Consider the following 19,337-nt stretch of genomic DNA (forward strand, 5'->3'; position numbering starts at 1 on the left):
CGTACAGTGTGTTGGCGCATTCGGTTGTGTACAATGTGCCCTGTTTTTAGGTGATACTTGCCAGCGACACGCTGTTGCCGTATTACCGTTAATTCGCCGCCGTTCTCCAAACCCGAGTGCCCATGAACGAACAGTTGCAACCTCTCAAGAAACAACCGCGTGCCGGCAAGGCCGGTCGCAGCGGAACCCAGGACGATATCGTCTACGCGCATATCTTCGAGGCGATCCTCGAACAACGCCTGGCACCCGGTACCAAGTTGAGCGAAGAGGCACTGGGCGAAATCTTCGGCGTCAGCCGCACAATCATTCGCCGCGCGTTGTCGCGCCTGGCCCATGAAGGCGTGGTGCTGCTGCGGCCCAATCGCGGTGCGGTAGTGGCCAGCCCAAGCGTCGAGGAGGCACGCCAGGTGTTCCTCGCGCGGCGCCTGGTGGAGCGGGCGATCACTGAATTGGCGGTGCAACACGCGACAGCCGAGCAACTGGCCGAACTGCGCCAGATGGTCAATGACGAACGCGACAGCTTCTCCCGTGGCGATCGCGGTGCCGGTATCCGCCTCTCCGGCGAGTTCCACCTCAAGCTGGCCGAAGCGGCGAAGAACGCGCCGCTGATCAGCTTCCAGCGCAGCCTGGTGTCCCAGACTTCATTGATCATCGCCCAGTACGAAAGCGGCAACCGCTCGCACTGTTCCTACGATGAACACACCCAGCTGATCGACGCAATCGAGGCACGGGATGCGGCGTTGGCAGTGAACTTGATGATGCATCACATGGATCACATCGACAGCAAGCTCAACCTCGATGAAGAGAGCGCGTCGGATGATCTGCATGCGGTGTTTTCGCATTTGTTGCAGACCAAGAAACCGGGGCGTTCGTCCATAAAGTTGTAAATACGACCAACAATGTGGGAAGGGGCTTGCCCCCGATAGCGGTGCATCAGTCAATTAATCCAGAGACTGACACTCTGCTATCGGGGGCAAGCCCCCTCCCACATTTGTTTTGGGGTGTTTATGGGATTAGCGCTGGTGCACCAATTGCCCCGCCGCATAAGTCTGCAACACCGTCCGATCATCCCCTAGCGTCATCAATACAAACAACGTCTCGGCAATGTTCTTCGCCTGCTTCAGGCGATAGCTCAGCAGTGGCGTGGCGTTGTAGTCCAGCACCAGGAAGTCCGCATCGGTGCCCGGTTGCAGCGTGCCGATCTTGTCTTCCAGCCGCAGCGCCCGCGCACCGCCCAGGGTCGCCAGGTACAGCGACTTGAACGGGCTCAAGCGCGCGCCCTGCAACTGCATGACTTTGTAGGCTTCGTTCAGGGTTTGCAGCAGCGAGAAACTGGTGCCGCCCCCCACATCGGTGCCCAGGCCCACATTCAGCTTGTGCTTCTCGGCCATCGGCAGGTTGAACAAACCGCTGCCGAGGAAGAAGTTCGAGGTCGGGCAAAATGCGACCGCTGAACCGGCCTCTGCCAGACGCGCGCACTCGTCATCACACAGGTGCACGCCATGGGCAAACACCGAGCGCTCGCCCAGCAACTTGTAGTGGTCGTAGACATCCAGATAGCCACTGCGCTCCGGGAACAGCTCCTTCACCCACTCGACTTCCTGCTTGTTCTCGCTGATGTGGGTCTGCATGTACAGGTCCGGGTATTCCCCCAGCAGTTGTCCGGCCAGTGCCAGTTGCTCCGGCGTACTGGTCGGGGCAAAGCGTGGCGTCACCGCATAATGCAGGCGACCCTTGCCGTGCCAGCGCTCGATCAGCGCCTTGCTTTCCTGGTAGCCGGATTCGGCGGTGTCGGTCAGGTATTCCGGCGCGTTGCGGTCCATCATCACCTTGCCGGCGATCATGCGCAGGTCGAGTTTTTCTGCCGCTTCAAAGAATGCATTCACCGATTGCGGATGCACACTGCCGAACACCAGCGCGGTGGTGGTGCCGTTGCGCAGCAGTTCCTTGATGAAGATATCCGCGACTTCCTCGGCGTGAGCCTTATCGGCGAACTGGCTTTCGCACGGGAAGGTGTAGGTGTTGAGCCAGTCGAGCAACTGCTCGCCATAGGCGCCGACCATGCCGGTCTGCGGCAGGTGGATGTGGGTGTCGATCAGGCCCGGGATGATCAACGCGTTCTGGTAATGGGTGATGTCGATGTCGGCGGGCAAGGTCGGCAGTAAATCGCTGGCATGGCCGATGGCGCTGATTTGACCGTTTTCGATCACCAGCAGGCCGTCTTCGAAGTACGCGTAGGAGGCTTCGATGCCCACTTCAGCGGGGTCGGCGAGGCTGTGCAGCAGGGCGGCACGGTAGGCTTTGCGAGTCAAAGGCATGGTGATCTCATTTCAAATGGCTTGGCTGCGACGCGAGGCCGGCAGCAGTTTGGCAATGGGTTCGGCGCTGGCGGTGCGCTGGCCGAAATTGGCGTTATAGGTGGCGATGATTTCGCCGGCGATGGAGATGGCGATCTCCACCGGCAACTTGCCCTTCACCTCGGTGAGGCCCATGGGGCAGCGCATGCGTTGCAGTTGCGCGGCGTCGAAGCCGCGATCCCGCAGGCGATGTTCGAACTTGACGCGCTTGGTCTTCGAGCCGATCAGGCCGAAGTAGGCAAAGTCATTGCGCTTGAGCAGGGCGGCGGTGAGTTCCAGGTCCAGCGCGTGGTTGTGGGTCATGACGATGCAATAACTGCCCACCGGCAGATCGGCAATTTCGTCGACCGGCTCTTCGCTGACGATTTTACGCACGCCCTGGGGGATATGTGCCGGAAACTCCTGGTCACGGGAATCGATCCAGCGCACCCGACACGGCAGGCTGGCCAGCAACGGCACCAGCGCCCGGCCGACATGGCCGGCGCCAAACACCGCAATCTGCGCCTGCACCTGGCCCATGGGCTCGAACAGCAGTACGGTCACGCCACCGCAGCACTGGCCCAGGCTCGCGCCGAGGCTGAAGCGCTCCAGATGGGTGCTCTGCTGGCCGCGCACGAGCATGTCTCGGGCGATCTGCATCGCCTTGAATTCCAGGTGCCCGCCACCGATGGTGTCGAAAGTCTGGGCGGCGCTGATGACCATCTTCGAACCGGCATTGCGCGGCGTGGAGCCGAGCTCTTCGATGATGGTCACCAGCACGCAGGGTTCACCTTGGTTTTGCAGGTCGGCGAGGGCGCTGATCCAGTTGTTCATGGTCACCTCTTGTGGTGTCTGTCAGGCCGCTATCGGGGGCAAGCCCCCTCCCACATTTGAAGGTATTCACAGATCAAAGTGTGGGGGGGGGCTTGCCCCCGATGGCAGCGCCTCGGTCTAAAGCGAAGCCATCTCGGTATCCGCCTCAACCACCTTCGCCGCAGTCAACTGCCGCATCTGCTCACACCCCCACAACACTCGCTCTGGCGTGGCCGGTGCATCGACCCTGGGCTGATGGCGATAGTCACCCAGGCTCGCCACGGCATCCTTGATCGCACACCACGAAGCAATCCCGAGCATAAAGGGCGGTTCGCCCACGGCCTTGGAATGGAACACCGTGTCTTCGGGGTTCTTGCGGTTTTCCACCAGCTTCACCCGCAGGTCCAGCGGCATGTCGGCCACGGCCGGGATCTTGTAGCTGGCCGGGCCATTGGTCATCAGCTTGCCCTTGTCGTTCCACACCAGCTCTTCCATGGTCAGCCAGCCCATGCCCTGGATGAAGCCGCCTTCGACCTGGCCGATGTCGATGGCCGGGTTCAGCGAGGCGCCTACGTCATGGAGGATGTCGGTGCGCAGCATCTTGTATTCGCCGGTCAGGGTGTCGACGATCACTTCGCAGCACGCGGCGCCGAACGCGTAGTAGTAGAACGGCCGACCCCTTGACTGGCTGCGGTCGTAGAAGATTTTCGGGGTCTTGTAGAAGCCCGTGCTCGACAGCGACACCTGGGCGAAATACGCCTGCTGGATCAACGCCTCAAACGTCAGGATCTGCTCGCGCACGCGCACATGGCCGTTGTGGAACTCCACGTCCGCTTCGCTCACGTCGTACTTGCGTGCGGCGAATTCCACCAGGCGCTGCTTGATGGTTTCGGCGGCGTTCTGTGCGGCCTTGCCATTCAGGTCGGCACCACTGGAGGCGGCGGTCGGTGAGGTGTTGGGCACCTTGTCGGTGTTGGTGGCGGTGATCTGTACGCGGTCGACGTCCACCTGGAACACCTCGGCCACCACCTGCGCGACCTTGGTGTTCAAGCCCTGGCCCATTTCGGTGCCGCCGTGGTTCAGGTGGATGCTGCCGTCGGTGTAGATATGGATCAGCGCACCGGCCTGGTTGAGGAAACTCGCGGTAAACGAGATACCGAATTTCACCGGGGTCAGCGCCAGGCCTTTTTTCAGGATCGGGCTGTGGGCGTTGTACAGGCGAATCGCTTCGCGGCGCTCGGCGTATTGGCTGCTGGCTTCCAGTTCGGCGGTCATCTCGTCGAGCATGTTGTGCTCGACGGTCTGGTAGTAGTGGGTGACGTTGCGCTCGGTCTTGCCGTAGTAATTGGCTTTGCGCACCGCCAGCGGGTCCAGCGCCAGGTGGCGGGCGATGGCGTCCATCACTTCCTCGATGGCCACCATGCCTTGCGGGCCGCCGAAGCCGCGATACGCGGTGTTGGACGCGGTATTGGTCTTGCAGCGGTGCCCGTTGACGGTGGCGTCGCCCAGGTAATACGCGTTGTCGGCGTGGAACATGGCGCGGTCGACAATCGAGTTGGACAGGTCCGGCGAACAGCCGCAGTTGCCCGCCAGTTCCAGGTTGATCCCGTGCAGGCGACCGCTGTCGTCGAAGCCGACGTCGTATTCGATATAGAAGGGGTGGCGCTTGCCGGTCATCAGCATGTCTTCGACGCGCGGCAGGCGCATCTTGGTCGGCTGGCCGGTCAGGCGTGCGACCACCGCGCACAGGCACGCCGGGCTCGCCGCCTGGGTTTCCTTGCCGCCGAAACCACCGCCCATGCGGCGCATGTCCACCACGATCTTGTTCATCGACACGTCCAGCACTTCGGCCACCAGTTTCTGCACTTCGGTGGGGTTCTGCGTGGAGCAGTAGACGATCATGCCGCCGTCTTCGGTGGGCATCACCGAAGAGATCTGGGTTTCCAGGTAAAAGTGTTCCTGGCCGCCGATGTGCAGGGTGCCCTGGATGCGGTTTTTCGCAGTGGCCAGTGCGCCGGTCGAATCGCCGCGCTGGTGGGTGTGACTGTCGAGTACGAAATGTTTTTTACGCAACGCCTCGACCACATCCAGCACCGGTTCAAGGTCTTCGTACTCGATTACCGCCGCCATGGCGGCCTTGCGTGCGGTTTCCAGGTCACGGGCAGCAACGGCCAGCACCACTTGGCCGACGAACTGCACCGTATCAATCGCCAGCAAGGGGTCGCCGGGCATCAATGGGCCGATGTCTTTAAGGCCCGGCACGTCCTCATGGGTGATGACAATGTGCACGCCGTCAATGGCGTAGCAGGGCGACGTGTCAATGCTGATGATGCGGGCGTGGGCGCGGTCGGACATGCGCGCATACAGGTGCAACTGGTTGGGGAATTCCAGGCGGTCATCGATGTACTGCGCTTCGCCGGATACGTGCTTGGCGGCGCTGTCATGCTTGACGCTGCGGCCGACCCCGGAAGTAAGATCCTGGGCAAACAGTTCGGCGAGTTCGGCCTGGGTTTTAACGACGGCGTGATGGTTAGACATAAGCGGTCACCCGAGTCTCGATGTGCGGTGTTTGCAACTCGATGAAGTACTTGCGCAGCAGGTTCTGTGCGCTGAGCAGGCGGTATTCCTTGCTGGCGCGGAAGTCCGACAGCGGGGTGAAGTCCTGGGCCAGGGCGGCGCAGGCTTTCTCCACGGTGGCGCTGTTCCAGGTGGCGCCGACCAATACGGCCTCGCAGCTTTTGGCGCGCTTGGGCGTGGCGGCCATGCCGCCGAACGCCACGCGGGCCTCGCGGATCACGCCGTTGTCGAGCTTGAGGTTGAACGCGGCGCAGACGGCGGAAATATCGTCGTCCAGGCGCTTGGAGACCTTGTAGGCGCGGAACAGCGTGTGGCCCTTGGGAACGATGATCTTCTCGATGAACTCGCTGTCCTGGCGGGCAGTGACGCGGTAATCGATGAAGTAGTCTTCGAGTGCCAGGGTGCGGCGTGTGTCGCCCTTGCACAGCACAATCTGCGCGCCGAGGGCGATCAGCAGCGGCGGCGAATCACCGATCGGCGACGCATTGCCGATATTGCCGCCGAGGGTGCCCTGGTTGCGGATCTGCAGGGAGGCGAAGCGGTGCAGCAGGTCGCCGAAGTCCGGGTATTCGTGGTGCAGCGCGGTGTAGCAGTCGGAGAGGGCGGTGGCAGCGCCGATTTCCAGACGGTCGTCGAAGTCGTCGATGCGCTTCATTTCTTCAATGTTGCCGACGTAGATCATCACCGGCAAGGTGCGATGGAACTGGGTCACTTCCAGCGCCAGGTCGGTGCCACCGGCCAGCAGGCGGGCCTGCGGGTAGGCGTCGTAGAGGTCGGCCAGGTCGGCGACGGTGAGCGGCACCAGGCAGCGTTTGTCGCCACTGTTGAGTTCACCGGTCTGGGTCGGCGCAATGGCTTTGAGGCGGGCGATGGTCTGCGCCTCACGGCTGTCGAACTGATCCTGGGGCTTGTTGCAGCAGGCCTGTTCGGCTGCGGCGAGGATCGGGCGGTAGCCGGTGCAGCGGCACAGGTTGCCGGCCAGGGCTTCATGGGCTTTCTGGCTGTCGGGGGCATCACTGTTCTTTTGCAGGGCGAACAGCGACATCACGAAACCGGGGGTGCAAAAGCCGCATTGCGAACCGTGGCACTCGACCATCGCCTGTTGCACGCTGTGCAGTTGGCCCTGGTGCTTGAGGTCTTCGACGCTGATCAGTTGCTTGCCGTGCAGCGACGAGACAAAGGTCAGGCAGGAGTTGAGGCTGCGATAACGGATCCGCTCGGCGCCTTGATCGTCGGTGTGCAACTCGCCGACCACCACCGTGCACGCGCCGCAATCGCCGCTGGCGCAGCCTTCCTTGGTACCGGATTTGCCCAAATGCTCGCGTAAATAGTTGAGCACGGTCAGGTTGGGGTCCAGGGCGTGCTCGCTACGGAGTTCCTGGTTAAGTAAAAACTGGATCACGGAAGGCCTCGCAGACTCATTATTGTTGTTAACCGCTTTGCGCCGAATCTAGTCATCTCTGACTTTTCGGTCAACGATTTTCTGACCAGAAGGTCAAGAAATTGCGATCGCAACACTTTCAATTATGGTTCAGTCTTCTGGAACCGGCGTTTTTGGGGGCTTGTGGCTATTCATCGTTGCTTATTCCGTGCCAAATTCGCCACGGTGGGCGTAGCGCCATCAGCCAGCCAATGCGCTACACTGCCGCGCTTGTACCGATAGAAGATTTTGAAGGGAAAACATGACGTTCAAGGCGCCGGACAGTCTCGCCGAGCAAATTGCTCACCACCTCGCCGAACGCATCATTCGCGGCGATCTCAAGCCTGGGGAGCGGATCCAGGAACAGAAGGTCACGCTGGCGCTCAATGTCAGCCGTGGTTCCGTGCGCGAAGCCTTGCTGATCCTCGAACGCCGCCACCTGATCGCGATCCTGCCGCGCCGTGGCGCCCATGTCACCGAGTTGACGGCGCACAAGGTGCAGAGCCTGTGCACCTTGATGGGCGAGTTGTACATCCTGCTCGGCAACGCGGTCGCCCAGGGCTGGCAGGTGCAGGCCGACATGGCGCCGTTCCTGCAGATCCAGCAGCGCCTGGTGACCAGTTACGAGCGCGAGGACATCCGCGCTTTCGTTGAAGAAAGCTTCAACGTGATGCGCGCCGCGTACCCCTTCGCCAATAACCCGTACTTGCAGGAAACCGTCGAGAACCTGCAGCCGGCGATGAATCGCGCCTATTACCTGGCCCTGGATCAGCGCAAGGCCTCCATGAGCGAATACCTGGCGTTGTTCGAGCAACTGCTCGCCGCCGTACTCGCCCGTGACTTGCCGCAGATCCGCCAAGTGCTCTCGGCCTACGGCGAGCGCAGTTGCTCGCTGGTCATTGCTGCGTTGGCGGACGCCTAAACGTGCGGCTCAAGTGCATCAAACTGGCGGGGTTCAAATCCTTCGTCGACCCGACCACGGTGAACTTCCCCAGTAACATGGCGGCGGTGGTCGGGCCCAATGGTTGCGGCAAGTCGAACATTATCGACGCCGTCCGCTGGGTGATGGGTGAGAGCTCGGCCAAGAACCTGCGCGGCGAGTCGATGACCGACGTCATCTTCAACGGCTCCACCAGCCGCAAGCCGGTGAGCCAGGCCAGCATCGAACTGGTGTTCGACAACTCCGACGGCACTCTGATCGGCGAGTACGCAGCCTACGCGGAGATCTCCATTCGCCGCAAAGTGACCCGCGACAGCCAGAACAGCTACTTCCTCAACGGTACCAAGTGTCGCCGTCGCGACATCACCGATATTTTCCTCGGCACCGGCCTGGGCCCACGCAGCTACTCGATCATCGAGCAGGGCATGATCTCCAAGCTGATCGAAGCCAAGCCCGAAGACCTGCGTAACTTCATCGAAGAAGCGGCTGGCATCTCCAAGTACAAGGAGCGCCGCCGCGAGACCGAAAACCGTATCCGCCGCACCCACGAGAACCTCGCCCGCCTGACCGACCTGCGCGAAGAGCTGGAGCGCCAGTTGGAGCGCCTGCACCGCCAGGCCCAGGCCGCCGAGAAGTATCAGGAATACAAAGGCGAGGAGCGCCAGCTCAAGGCACAACTGTCGGCCCTGCGCTGGCAGGCGCTGAACGACCAGGTGGGCCAGCGCGAAGCGATCATCGGCACCCAGGAAATCAGCTTTGAAGCCCTGGTGGCCGAGCAGCGCAATGCCGACGCCAGTATCGAACGCCTGCGTGACGGTCACCATGACCTGTCCGAGCGCTTCAATCTGGTGCAGGGCCGCTTCTATTCGGTGGGTGGCGATATCGCCCGCGTCGAGCAGAGCATCCAGCACGGCCAGCAGCGCCTGCGCCAGTTGCAGGATGACCTCAAGGAAGCCGAGCGCGCGCGCCTGGAGACCGAATCCCACCTGGGCCACGACCGCACCTTGCTGCTGACCCTGGGCGAAGAGCTGGATATGCTCACCCCCGAGCAGGAAGTCACCAGCGCCGCCGCCGAAGAAGCCGCCGCCGCCCTGGAAGAAGCCGAAGCCACCATGCACGGCTGGCAGGAGCAGTGGGACACCTTCAACCTGAAGTCTGCCGAACCCCGGCGTCAGGCCGAAGTGCAGCAGTCACGCATCCAGCAACTGGAAACCAGCATGGAGCGCCTGGCCGAGCGCCAACGCCGCATGCAGGAAGAGCGCGCGTTGCTGTCCGCCGACCCGGAAGACGCGGCGATCATGGAGCTGAGCGAGCAACTGGCCGAAAGCGAAATGACGCTGGAAGAGCTGGAAGCCAGCGAAGAACAACAAGTGGAGCGCCTGGAGCAATTGCGTCAGCAGTTGCAACAGGCGACCCAGGCACAGCAACAGGCCCAGGGTGATTTGCAGCGGCTCAATGGCCGCTTGGCGTCGCTGGAAGCCTTGCAACAAGCTGCATTGGACCCGGGCACCGGCACCGCCGAGTGGCTGCGTGATCAACATCTGGCCGAACGCCCGCGCTTGGCCGAAGGTTTGAAGGTAGAAGCCGGTTGGGAGCTGGCGGTGGAAACCGTCCTGGGTGCCGACCTGCAAGCGGTGTTGGTGGATGACTTTGGCGGCTTCGACCTGGCCGGTTTTGCCCAGGGCGACCTGCGTTTGCTCAGCCCTGCCGCCGATGGCACGCGGGTGCCGGGCAGTTTGCTGGATAAAGTTGAAGCGGCGATTGATCTGTCGCCGTGGCTGGGCCAGGTCAAGCCGGTGGATTCCCTGGAGCAGGCCCTGGCCCAGCGCGGTCAGTTGGGCGCCGGCGAAAGCCTGATCAGCCGTGACGGCTATTGGGTCGGCCGCCACTTCCTGCGCGTGCGCCGCGCCAGTGAAGCGGAAAGCGGCGTGTTGGCCCGTGGTCAGGAAATCGTCAACCTGATCGCCGAGCGCGAAGAGCGCGAAGCCACCCTGGAAAGCCTGGAAACCGAACTGCAAACCCTGCGTGCCACCCAGCGCCAGCAGGAGACCGGCCGCGAGCACCTGCGCCGCCTGTTGCAGGACGAAGCGCGCCAGCAAGGCGAACTCAAGGCCCAGCTCTCCGCGAGCAAAGCCAAGGTCGAGCAACTGACTCTGCGCCGCACCCGTCTCGACGAAGAAGTCGCGGAAATGGGCGAGCAGCGCGCCCTGGAACACGAACAGATCGGCGAAGCGCGCCTGCAGTTGCAGGAAGCCCTCGACAGCATGGCCCTCGACACCGAGCAGCGCGAACTGTTGCTGGCCCAGCGCGACAGCCTGCGCGAACGCCTCGACCGTGTGCGCCAGGAGGCGCGCCAGCACAAGGACCACGCCCACCAGTTGGCCGTGCGCCTGGGGTCGCTCAAGGCCCAGCACGCGTCCACCGCCCAGGCCCTTGAGCGCCTGGAGATGCAGTCCGAACGCCTGACGGAAAAGCGCGAGCAACTGAGCCTCAACCTGGAGGAGGGCGAAGCGCCACTGGAAGAGCTGCGCCTGAAGCTCGAAGAGTTGCTCGACAAGCGCATGACCGTCGACGAAGAGCTCAAGACCGCGCAGATCGCCCTCGAAGACGCCGACCGCGAACTGCGCGACGCCGAAAAACGCCGGACCCAGGCCGAGCAGCAATCCCAATTGATCCGTGGCCAGCTCGAACAGCAGCGCATGGAGTGGCAAGCCCTGACCGTGCGCCGCAAGACCCTGCAAGACCAATTGCTGGAGGACGGCTACGACCTGCACGGCGTACTCAACACCCTGACCGCCCAGGCCAACGAGAAAGAAGCCGAAGAAGAACTGGAGCGCATTGCCGCACGTATCCAGCGCCTGGGCGCGATCAACCTGGCGGCCATCGACGAGTACCAGCAGCAATCCGAACGTAAACGTTATCTGGATGCCCAGGACGCCGATCTGGTGGAAGCCCTGGACACCCTGGAAAACGTGATTCGCAAGATCGACAAGGAAACCCGTAACCGTTTCAAGGATACCTTTGATCAGATTAATGGCGGTTTACAGGCGTTATTCCCAAAAGTTTTCGGCGGTGGCAGCGCTTACTTGGAACTGACGGGCGAAGATCTACTCGATACAGGGGTGACGATCATGGCGCGGCCTCCGGGCAAGAAGAACAGCACCATCCATTTGTTGTCCGGCGGCGAGAAAGCCTTGACCGCATTGGCCTTGGTATTTGCCATCTTCAAGTTGAACCCGGCGCCGTTCTGCATGCTCGACGAAGTTGACGCGCCGCTCGATGACGCTAACGTTGGACGCTACGCGCGGTTGGTGAAAGAGATGTCCCAGACCGTGCAGTTCATCTATATCACCCACAACAAGATCGCCATGGAAATGGCGGATCAGTTGATGGGGGTCACGATGCACGAACCGGGCTGTTCGCGTTTGGTGGCGGTGGATGTCGAAGAAGCGATGGCAATGGTGGAGTCTTGACCCATGCCGGCAAAGAATTTTTGTAGCGTGCGGTAAGAGACTTTACCGGCCTGGCGAAAGTGGCAAATGGACATATTTGTTCAAGGCATTTTGACAGACGGTGTAAAGTTATCTTTGGTCGTGCTAGTTTAATGTCAAATTTTCGTATGCGTGGGCAAAACGTCAGTCAGAACATAGAGTTGGCGCCACGTTTTAAAGCGGTTTGCACGTTGCTAAACCCCTTATTTTTCAGCATTTTTTATTAGAGGCACGGGATTACATGGAAATCGGTCTGCGCGAGTGGCTGATCGTCATCGGCATTATTGTCATTGCCGGTATTCTTTTTGATGGCTGGCGCCGGATGCGCGGTGGCAAGGGCAAGCTCAAATTCCGTCTGGACCGCAACCTGTCCAACTTGCCTGACGACGACGGCAGCGCCGAGCTGCTGGGGCCGCCACGTGTGCTGGACACCCATAAAGAACCGCAATTGGACGAGCACGACTTGCCGTCGATGAGCGCGCCGGTGCGTGAAGCCCGCGAGCCGTCGCCCAAGCGTGGCAAGCGCACCGCTCCGGTGGTCGCGGAACCGCGCCAGGCCGACCTGGACCTGGACGTCAATGACGGCCCGAGCTTCAGCAGCCGCGATGATGATTTCCCGGACGAGAACGCCGGCAAGAATGCGCCGCGCCAATCCGTGAACGACCAGCCGGCCGCCGAAGAAGTGCTGGTGATCAGCGTGATCTGCCGCGACGCTGCTGGCTTCAAAGGCCCGGCCCTGTTGCAGAACATCCTCGAAAGCGGCCTGCGGTTTGGCGAGATGGATATCTTCCACCGTCACGAAAGCATGGCCGGCAACGGCGAAGTGCTGTTCTCCATGGCCAATGCGGTCAAGCCGGGCACCTTCGACCTGGACGATATCGATCTGTTCAGCACCCCGGCCGTGAGCTTCTTCCTCGGCCTGCCAGGCCCGCGTCACCCGAAACAGGCATTCGACGTGATGGTGGCCGCGGCCCGCAAGCTGTCCCAGGAACTCAATGGCGAGCTCAAGGACGACCAGCGCAGCGTGCTGACCGCCCAGACCATCGAGCACTACCGTCAGCGCATCGTCGAGTTCGAGCGTCGCGCCCTGACACAGAAGCGCTGAGGTCCGATCTTAAGCGTTGCCTGTAGAATCCGTGCACTAACATATTGAGCAGCTTCGGCTGCTCTTTTGCTTTATGAGAGAACACCCATGACCGCCGCCCACACCCGCATCCTCGAACTGCGCGCTGAACTGGATCAGCACAACTACCGCTACCATGTCCTCGACGAGCCGAGCATTCCGGACGCCGAGTACGACCGCTTGTTCCACGAGCTCAAGGCCCTGGAGGCCGAGCATCCGGAACTGGTCACGCGGGATTCACCGACGCAGCGAGTCGGCAGTGCGGCGCTGTCGGCGTTCACCCAGGTCAAGCATGAGATCCCGATGCTCAGCCTGGGCAACGCGTTCGATGAAACCACCATGCTCGAGTTTGATCGCCGGGTCACCGAAGGCCTCGACCTGCCGGTGGGCGACCTGTTCGGCGGTGGCGCAGCGGTGGAATACAGCTGCGAACCGAAGCTGGACGGCCTGGCGGTCAGCCTGCTGTACCAGGATGGCGAGCTGGTTCGCGGCGCCACCCGGGGCGACGGCACCACCGGCGAGGACATCAGCGTCAACGTGCGCACCGTGCGCAATATCCCGCTGAAACTGCACGGCAGCGGCTGGCCGGCAACCCTGGAAGTGCGCGGCGAAGTGTTCATGTCCAAGGCCGGTTTCGAGCGACTCAACGCCGCGCAACTGGAAGTCGGCGGCAAGACCTTCGCCAACCCGCGCAACGCCGCCGCCGGCAGCCTGCGTCAGTTGGACTCGAAGATCACCGCCAGCCGCCCGCTGGAGTTCTGCTGCTACGGCGTGACCACCGACATCAGTGATACCCACATCGGCAACCTGCAACAGTTGAAGAAGTGGGGCATGCCCATCAGTCATGAGCTGAAGCTGGCCAAAGGCATTCAGGATTGCCTGGAGTACTACCGCGACATCGGTGAGCGGCGTAACAGCCTGCCCTATGAAATCGACGGCGTGGTGTTCAAGGTCAATAGCATCGCCTCCCAGCGTGAACTGGGCTTCCGCGCCCGCGAACCGCGCTGGGCCATCGCGCATAAATTCCCGGCCATGGAAGAGTTGACCGAACTGCTCGACGTGGAATTCCAGGTTGGCCGCACCGGCGCCGTGACGCCTGTGGCGCGCTTGAAGCCGGTCAAGGTTGCGGGCGTGACCGTGTCCAACGCCACCCTGCACAACATGGATGAAGTCGCGCGCCTGGGCCTGATGATCGGCGATACCGTGATCATTCGCCGCGCCGGGGATGTGATCCCGCAAGTGGTTTCGGTGGTCACCGAGCGTCGCCCGGAAAATGCCCGCGCCGTGCAGATTCCCGAAAGCTGCCCGGTGTGCGGCTCCCATGTGGAGCGCACGCAACTGGTCAAGCGCAGCAAGGGCAAGGAAACCGTCAGCGAAGGCGCGGTGTACCGCTGCGTCGGGCGCCTGGCCTGTGGCGCGCAGCTCAAGCAGGCGATCATTCATTTCGTCTCGCGCCGCGCCATGGACATCGATGGCCTGGGTGACAAGACCATCGAGCAACTGGTGGATGAAAAACTGATTGGCTCACCGGCCGACCTCTACAAGCTCAAGTACGAGCAGATCATCGACCTGGAAGGCTTTGCCGATATTTCCAGCAAGAAGCTGATCACTGCTATCGAAAACAGCAAGACCCCGACCCTGGCGCGGTTTATCTATGCCCTGGGCATTCCCGACGTGGGCGAGGAGACCGCCAAGGTGTTGGCGCGTTCGCTGGCATCCCTGGAGCGCGTACAGAAGGCCTTGCCGGCAGTGCTGACGTACCTGCCGGACGTGGGCCTGGAAGTGGCGCACGAGATCCACAGCTTCTTTGAAGACAGCCATAACCAGGACGTGATCGGTGCGCTGCTGTCGCCAGACGAATGCGGCCTGCAATTGCAGGACCAGGGCGACCTGAGTGCCGAATTCGCCGCCAGTACCACGCTGGGCGGCTTGCTCGACAAGTTGCATGTGCCAAGCGTCGGCCCCGGCGCCGCGCAGAAACTTGCGGACAAATTCGGCACCTTGGAAGGCGTGATCAAGGCCGACTGGCTGGATATGCGCCAGGCGCTGCCCGAAAAGCAGGCCAAGGCTGTGCGTGAGTTCTTCGATAACGCGGACAACGCCAACCATGCCCTGGCCATCGAGCAGCAGCTCAAGGACTTCGGCATGCACTGGCTGAGCGAGAAGAAGGTCGTCGAAGGCTTGCCCGAAGCGGGGCACACCTGGGTGCTCACCGGTTCCCTGGAGCTGATGAGCCGCGACGTGGCCAAGGAAAAACTCGAAAGCCTCGGCGCCAAGGTAGCGGGTTCCGTCTCGGCGAAAACCCACTGCGTGGTGGCGGGGCCGGGCGCCGGCTCCAAGCTGGCGAAGGCGAGCGAGTTGGGCCTGAAGGTACTGGATGAAGAAGCCTTCGTCACCTTCCTGGCCAAGCACAACATCACGGTCTGATCCGGGCTTTGTGGCGAGCGGGTTCGCTGTGGAGAGCGGGCTTGCTGTGGCGAGCGGGCTTGCCCCGCGTCGGGCTGCGCAGCAGCCCCCTCCCAACCATCACCAAAGTGGAACGATCCTGAACAGAAAGTGATCTAGTCTCAGTCACCCAGGGAGAGATCGCCATGTTCCGCTACTTCGAGCAACTCAGTTCTCGCATCGCTGCCCCCTTTGTAGCCGGCACATCTCGCGACAGCAAGGTGTGGCAGTGCCGCTGCGGCCAATCCCTGTTCTTTCGCAACAGCCAGTGCCTGGCCTGCCAGGCGCTGCTGGGCTACCAACCCCAGCAAGCCCGGCTGGACTCCCTGCAGCCCGGCCCGGTCGAAGGCACCTGGCTGCAGGACGGCAACCTTGACGCCGGCGCCTTCCGTCGCTGCGCCAACCTCGACACTCCGGCCGCCTGCAACTGGCTGATCCCGGCCCACAGCACCGCGCCGCTGTGCGTGGCCTGTAGCCTGAACCGCACCATTCCTGACCTGTCGATCCCGGAAAACCATGAACGCTGGCGAAAAGTCGAAACCGCCAAGCGCCGGTTGGTCGCGCAATTGATCAGCCTGGGGTTGCAAGTGGTGCCCAAAAGCGTCGACGAAGACACCGGCCTGGCCTTCGATTTTGTCGGTATCGACCTGGAAGGCAACGCGCCCATGACCGGCCACGCAAACGGCCTGATCACCCTCGACATCAAGGAGGCCGACGACGCCCACCGTGAAAAGGTCCGCGTCCAGATGCGCGAACCCTACCGCACGCTGCTCGGTCACTTTCGCCATGAGGTCGGCCATTACTACTGGGATCGCCTGATCGCCAATACCCACTGGCTAGAACCGTTTCGCAACCTGTTCGGCGACGAACGTGCCAGTTATGCCGAAGCCCTCGACCAGCACTACCAGCACGGCCCACGTGCCGACTGGCAGCAAACCTGCGTCAGCGCCTACGCCACCATGCACCCCTGGGAAGACTGGGCAGAAACCTGGGCGCACTACCTGCATATGATGGACGCCGTCGACACCGCCCTCGGCTTTGGCATGAGCGCCCGCGAGATGGACCTGGACTACCAGCCATTTCCCCTCAGCACGCTCTATGATCCCGAACACCCTGGCGGCGCGGCATTCCTGTCATTCGTCAACGCCTGGATCGAACTGGCCGGCATGCTCAACGAACTGTCGCGCAGCATGGGCCAGCCGGATTTCTACCCCTTCGTGCTGCCACCGGCGGTGATCGCCAAGCTGCATTTCATTCACCTGGTGATCCAGGAAGAGGGCGGCCGAGCGGATGAGGTGGTACTGGCACAATGATGAGCACTGTGGGAGGGGGCTTGCCCCCGATGGCGCTGGGTCAGTCACCTGTTTATTGGCTGATGTACCGTCATCGGGGGCAAGCCCCCTCCCACAGATGCTGTTGGCGGTGACAAGTACTTGAACCCCTTCATATTTTTAATCCGGCCCCAACGGTTGTAACTTCCGATGAGATCGGTACAATGGCCCCGCTTGCCGAGAGGCAGGCGTCGTTATGGTGACCCCATCGGTCCCCCCGCAACGATTACCCGTGAACCTGGTCAGAGCCGGAAGGCAGCAGCCACAGCGGGAACATTGTGTGCCGGGGTGTGGCTGGTGGGGTTGCCTCCATAACGCTCCTCCTTGCAGTACCTGTTCAAATTCAAATCAAAAATGCTTTCACGCCATCTGCCATCGGGCAGTCCATGGCGGCATACTCCAGTGCCTGGCATCCGGAGACAGCACACGTGGAAAAAGTCGACGACCTCACTCGCGAAAAACTGCGGGAATGGCAGATGCGCCGCCTGGAGATCAAGGACCGCATTCAATCCCACCCTGAGCAGACCCTGGAATTGTCGAGGGTGCTGGACCTCATGGACGACGAACATGCGGAAATTCTCAGCCAGGCGGAAATGATCCGCTCTGCGCAAGTGGCTGATGAGCCCGCGCAGCCACCGCTGGCGGGCGCTTGCACGCTGCAATTGAACGTGGCCGCGCAGAGTGCCGAAGACTTGCGTCGCTTGCTCGATATGGCTGTGTTCGAACTCCAGCAACAGATCAATGCGATGGCGGCTGCGGCTGACGCAGGCCCTCATTGCGGCGGGATGTCGGGCTCGCTGGGCGAGTATCGGTTTGAACTGGGCGGTCAGGGCAATGCCTGACTCCCTGGCGGCGAGGCACTATGCAACCTGAACACTTCGATTTATCCAGCCCGGTCTTCCTGCCTGTCACGGAGCAAACCTGCACGGCCCTGCTCGGCTCGGACGGCGCCCAGGCCCTGGTCGACCTGACGAATCCGGAGCTGGCCGCCGTACTGGTCATCCAGAACCTGGCCCAGGCCGCGGAAAAAGACCTGACCTGCGCAGGCGCCGAGCGCATCCTGACCAAGTTGCTCGACTGGTCGGTGGACACGCAGGCAGGGGGCGCCGCGACGCTGCTGTCCGAAGCCCAGCGACTGTTCGACCCGCGCAAGCTCTACTTCGGTTTCAACGCGCTGAAAAGTGTCAACCTGCGCCTGTTGTCGGCTGAAGAGGTCGCCGCGCGGGATTACCTGCTGCCTACGGGAAAATGGGATATCGGCTACAAGGTCCGCCACCTGCGCAGCAATGACCCCTTCAGCCAGCAGATGATCACACCCCGCCAGCGTGAGCGCTGGCTCAGCCCGGCCCAAGACAAACTGGTGCGTACCTTCCGCGCCAACCTCAACGAAGACCTGCACGTCCAAGGCTACGCCGGCATCGGCAAGAGCCACCTGCTCGGCGCCTTGATGGAGTGCCTGCGCCCCGCTCAGCCCCTGGTGCTGGCCCGGACGGGGGCAAAACTGGCGACCCTGCGTGAGCGCATGGGGCTGGGGAAGGACAGCAAGGCGGGTTCGACCTTCGCTGCGTTCGCCAAGGCGCTGCTGCAGGGGCCACGCCCTTCCGTGCAGGGCACGCCGGCCAGGTTGCCCGGCAAACATGAAGTGTCTGAGGCCCTGAATATCCACGGCTGGCGAGGGCACGAGGGCGTGGCGACGCTGGATATCTGTCTGAAGGTGCTCGAAAGCTATTGCCACTCCAGCCATCACAGCCTGTCGGCCAGGCACCTGCCGCATTTCAAGCACCCGTTGTCCAGCGTGGATACCCAGGCGTTGCTGGAGTATTCCAGCCGGTTGTGGACGTACCTGGAGGCCAACCCACAGTGGGCCGGCCAGACTGCTTTCGCGGCGCTATGGCTGATCAAGCGTGCGAGTCTCGAAGGCTGTGTGGTGCCGCCTCGCTATACCCATGTGTTGATCGATGAAAGCCAGGACATCCCGCCTTCGTTGCTGCAGATCATCGAGCGTGGCCGCCAAGTCTTGATCACCCTCGGCGATGAATACCAATTGGCCAGCGGTGTGATGGTGCGAAGAAAGCGCGAAGTCCGACACACCGACATCAATTATTCGGTGCGCTCGGGTCGCAACGTCGAGCGCCTGGTCAACCCGTTGATCAGTGTGCACTCACAAAAGTGCAAGACCCCCTTCGAAGGCGCACGGGACGCGGACGTCGGCATCGAATATTACCCCCAGGGCTTCGTACCGCCGGAAGGCTGCGTGGTGTTGACCGCCTCCCATTGGGACACCATGAAATGGGCCATCCAGTTGCAGCAGGCCAACTGCCCGTTCGGGTTCTTCGACACTGCGGCGCAGCAGGATCTGCAGCGTTTCATGATCAGCGTCATTGCCTTGTTCAAGCCGGAGTTCTACAGCAACGAGCACAACGACAACGGCCCTCACGCCTATTTCAGTGACATGCATGACTGGCAGCAGGTGCGCGACGCCAGCCAGTTCGACGAGGCGTTTCTGTGGGTCGAGAGCGAGCTGGAAAAAGGCTTCAATGTCGCCGACATCACGCGCTTGAACCGGCTGGGCGGCGTGCCCGGCAAACGTTGCCTGCTGATGCTGGCGGCAGAGGCGGGCGGCATGGAGTTTGACCGGGTGCTGCTGACGCCCGAGTTGCTGACCAACGTGAAGTTCAAGGACGCCTACGCGTTCGACCAACGGCTGTGCGAGGTGTATATCGCCATTTCCCGCGCGCGGATGCAGCTTTACCTGCCTTACGACGTGGTCGAGTGGATTGATTTCCACACGTATCAGAAAACCCGGGAGTTTCACGGTTACTGAGTGATTTAATTCGGCTGTTTCACAACTTTTGCAGGTC

12 protein-coding genes and 1 other RNA gene are annotated in these 19,337 nt (G+C 61.9%); 9 read left to right on the forward strand and 4 right to left on the reverse strand.

Features of this window, described 5'->3' with window-relative positions:
• The first annotated feature begins 122 nt into the window (after positions 1-122).
• Positions 123-887 carry a GntR family transcriptional regulator gene (locus BM026_RS16365; protein WP_015885332.1) on the forward strand — a complete coding sequence of 255 codons (765 nt, stop codon included), beginning with the start codon at positions 123-125 and terminating at the stop codon, positions 885-887.
• A 126-nt stretch (positions 888-1,013) separates the two neighbouring features.
• Here the strand turns inward: BM026_RS16365 and guaD are convergent, their stop codons facing one another.
• The 4 genes from guaD to xdhA form a co-directional block, all read right to left on the reverse strand.
• Positions 1,014-2,318: a guanine deaminase gene (guaD, locus tag BM026_RS16370; RefSeq protein WP_093514055.1), complete on the reverse strand. Its 1,305-nt coding sequence runs from the start codon at positions 2,316-2,318 to the stop codon at positions 1,014-1,016.
• 12 nt (positions 2,319-2,330) lie between these two features.
• The gene (xdhC, locus tag BM026_RS16375) at positions 2,331-3,170 is read right to left on the reverse strand and encodes a xanthine dehydrogenase accessory protein XdhC (protein ID WP_093529359.1); all 840 of its coding nucleotides are present in this window, start codon (positions 3,168-3,170) and stop codon (positions 2,331-2,333) included.
• A 117-nt stretch (positions 3,171-3,287) separates the two neighbouring features.
• Complete coding sequence (gene xdhB / locus BM026_RS16380) at positions 3,288-5,687, reverse strand: xanthine dehydrogenase molybdopterin binding subunit (protein ID WP_093529362.1); 2,400 nt, start codon at positions 5,685-5,687, stop codon at positions 3,288-3,290.
• The gene (gene xdhA / locus BM026_RS16385; RefSeq protein ID WP_092242763.1) at positions 5,680-7,128 is read right to left on the reverse strand and encodes a xanthine dehydrogenase small subunit; all 1,449 of its coding nucleotides are present in this window, start codon (positions 7,126-7,128) and stop codon (positions 5,680-5,682) included. Before xdhA ends, xdhB begins: the two co-directional genes overlap by 8 nt.
• 280 nt (positions 7,129-7,408) lie before the next feature.
• Between xdhA and BM026_RS16390 the strand changes: the two genes are divergently transcribed.
• From BM026_RS16390 to BM026_RS16425, 8 genes are all read left to right on the forward strand, one after another.
• A complete protein-coding gene (locus BM026_RS16390) occupies positions 7,409-8,068 on the forward strand; it encodes a GntR family transcriptional regulator (RefSeq protein ID WP_058427357.1) in 660 nt (219 codons plus the stop codon).
• 2 nt (positions 8,069-8,070) lie between these two features.
• Positions 8,071-11,559: a chromosome segregation protein SMC gene (gene smc / locus BM026_RS16395; RefSeq protein WP_071491387.1), complete on the forward strand. Its 3,489-nt coding sequence runs from the start codon at positions 8,071-8,073 to the stop codon at positions 11,557-11,559.
• A gap of 259 nt (positions 11,560-11,818) precedes the next feature.
• Positions 11,819-12,682 (forward strand): cell division protein ZipA, encoded by an 864-nt coding sequence (gene zipA, locus BM026_RS16400; RefSeq protein WP_071491386.1) that lies wholly within the window; start codon positions 11,819-11,821, stop codon positions 12,680-12,682.
• Positions 12,683-12,769: 87 nt separating this feature from the next.
• Positions 12,770-15,127 carry an NAD-dependent DNA ligase LigA gene (gene ligA / locus BM026_RS16405; protein ID WP_093529365.1) on the forward strand — a complete coding sequence of 786 codons (2,358 nt, stop codon included), beginning with the start codon at positions 12,770-12,772 and terminating at the stop codon, positions 15,125-15,127.
• A 164-nt stretch (positions 15,128-15,291) separates the two neighbouring features.
• Positions 15,292-16,458 carry a zinc-binding metallopeptidase family protein gene (locus tag BM026_RS16410; protein WP_092242782.1) on the forward strand — a complete coding sequence of 389 codons (1,167 nt, stop codon included), beginning with the start codon at positions 15,292-15,294 and terminating at the stop codon, positions 16,456-16,458.
• A gap of 224 nt (positions 16,459-16,682) precedes the next feature.
• An RNA gene (gene ffs / locus BM026_RS16415) (signal recognition particle sRNA small type) lies at positions 16,683-16,779 on the forward strand.
• A gap of 125 nt (positions 16,780-16,904) precedes the next feature.
• The gene (locus tag BM026_RS16420) at positions 16,905-17,318 is read left to right on the forward strand and encodes a hypothetical protein (protein WP_093122035.1); all 414 of its coding nucleotides are present in this window, start codon (positions 16,905-16,907) and stop codon (positions 17,316-17,318) included.
• Positions 17,319-17,338: 20 nt separating this feature from the next.
• Complete coding sequence (locus BM026_RS16425; protein WP_093529368.1) at positions 17,339-19,300, forward strand: hypothetical protein; 1,962 nt, start codon at positions 17,339-17,341, stop codon at positions 19,298-19,300.
• Positions 19,301-19,337 lie beyond the last annotated feature (37 nt).

It is taken from the genome of Pseudomonas sp. NFPP24, from assembly GCF_900112095.1.
GTDB classification, from domain to species: Bacteria; Pseudomonadota; Gammaproteobacteria; order Pseudomonadales; family Pseudomonadaceae; genus Aquipseudomonas; species Aquipseudomonas extremorientalis.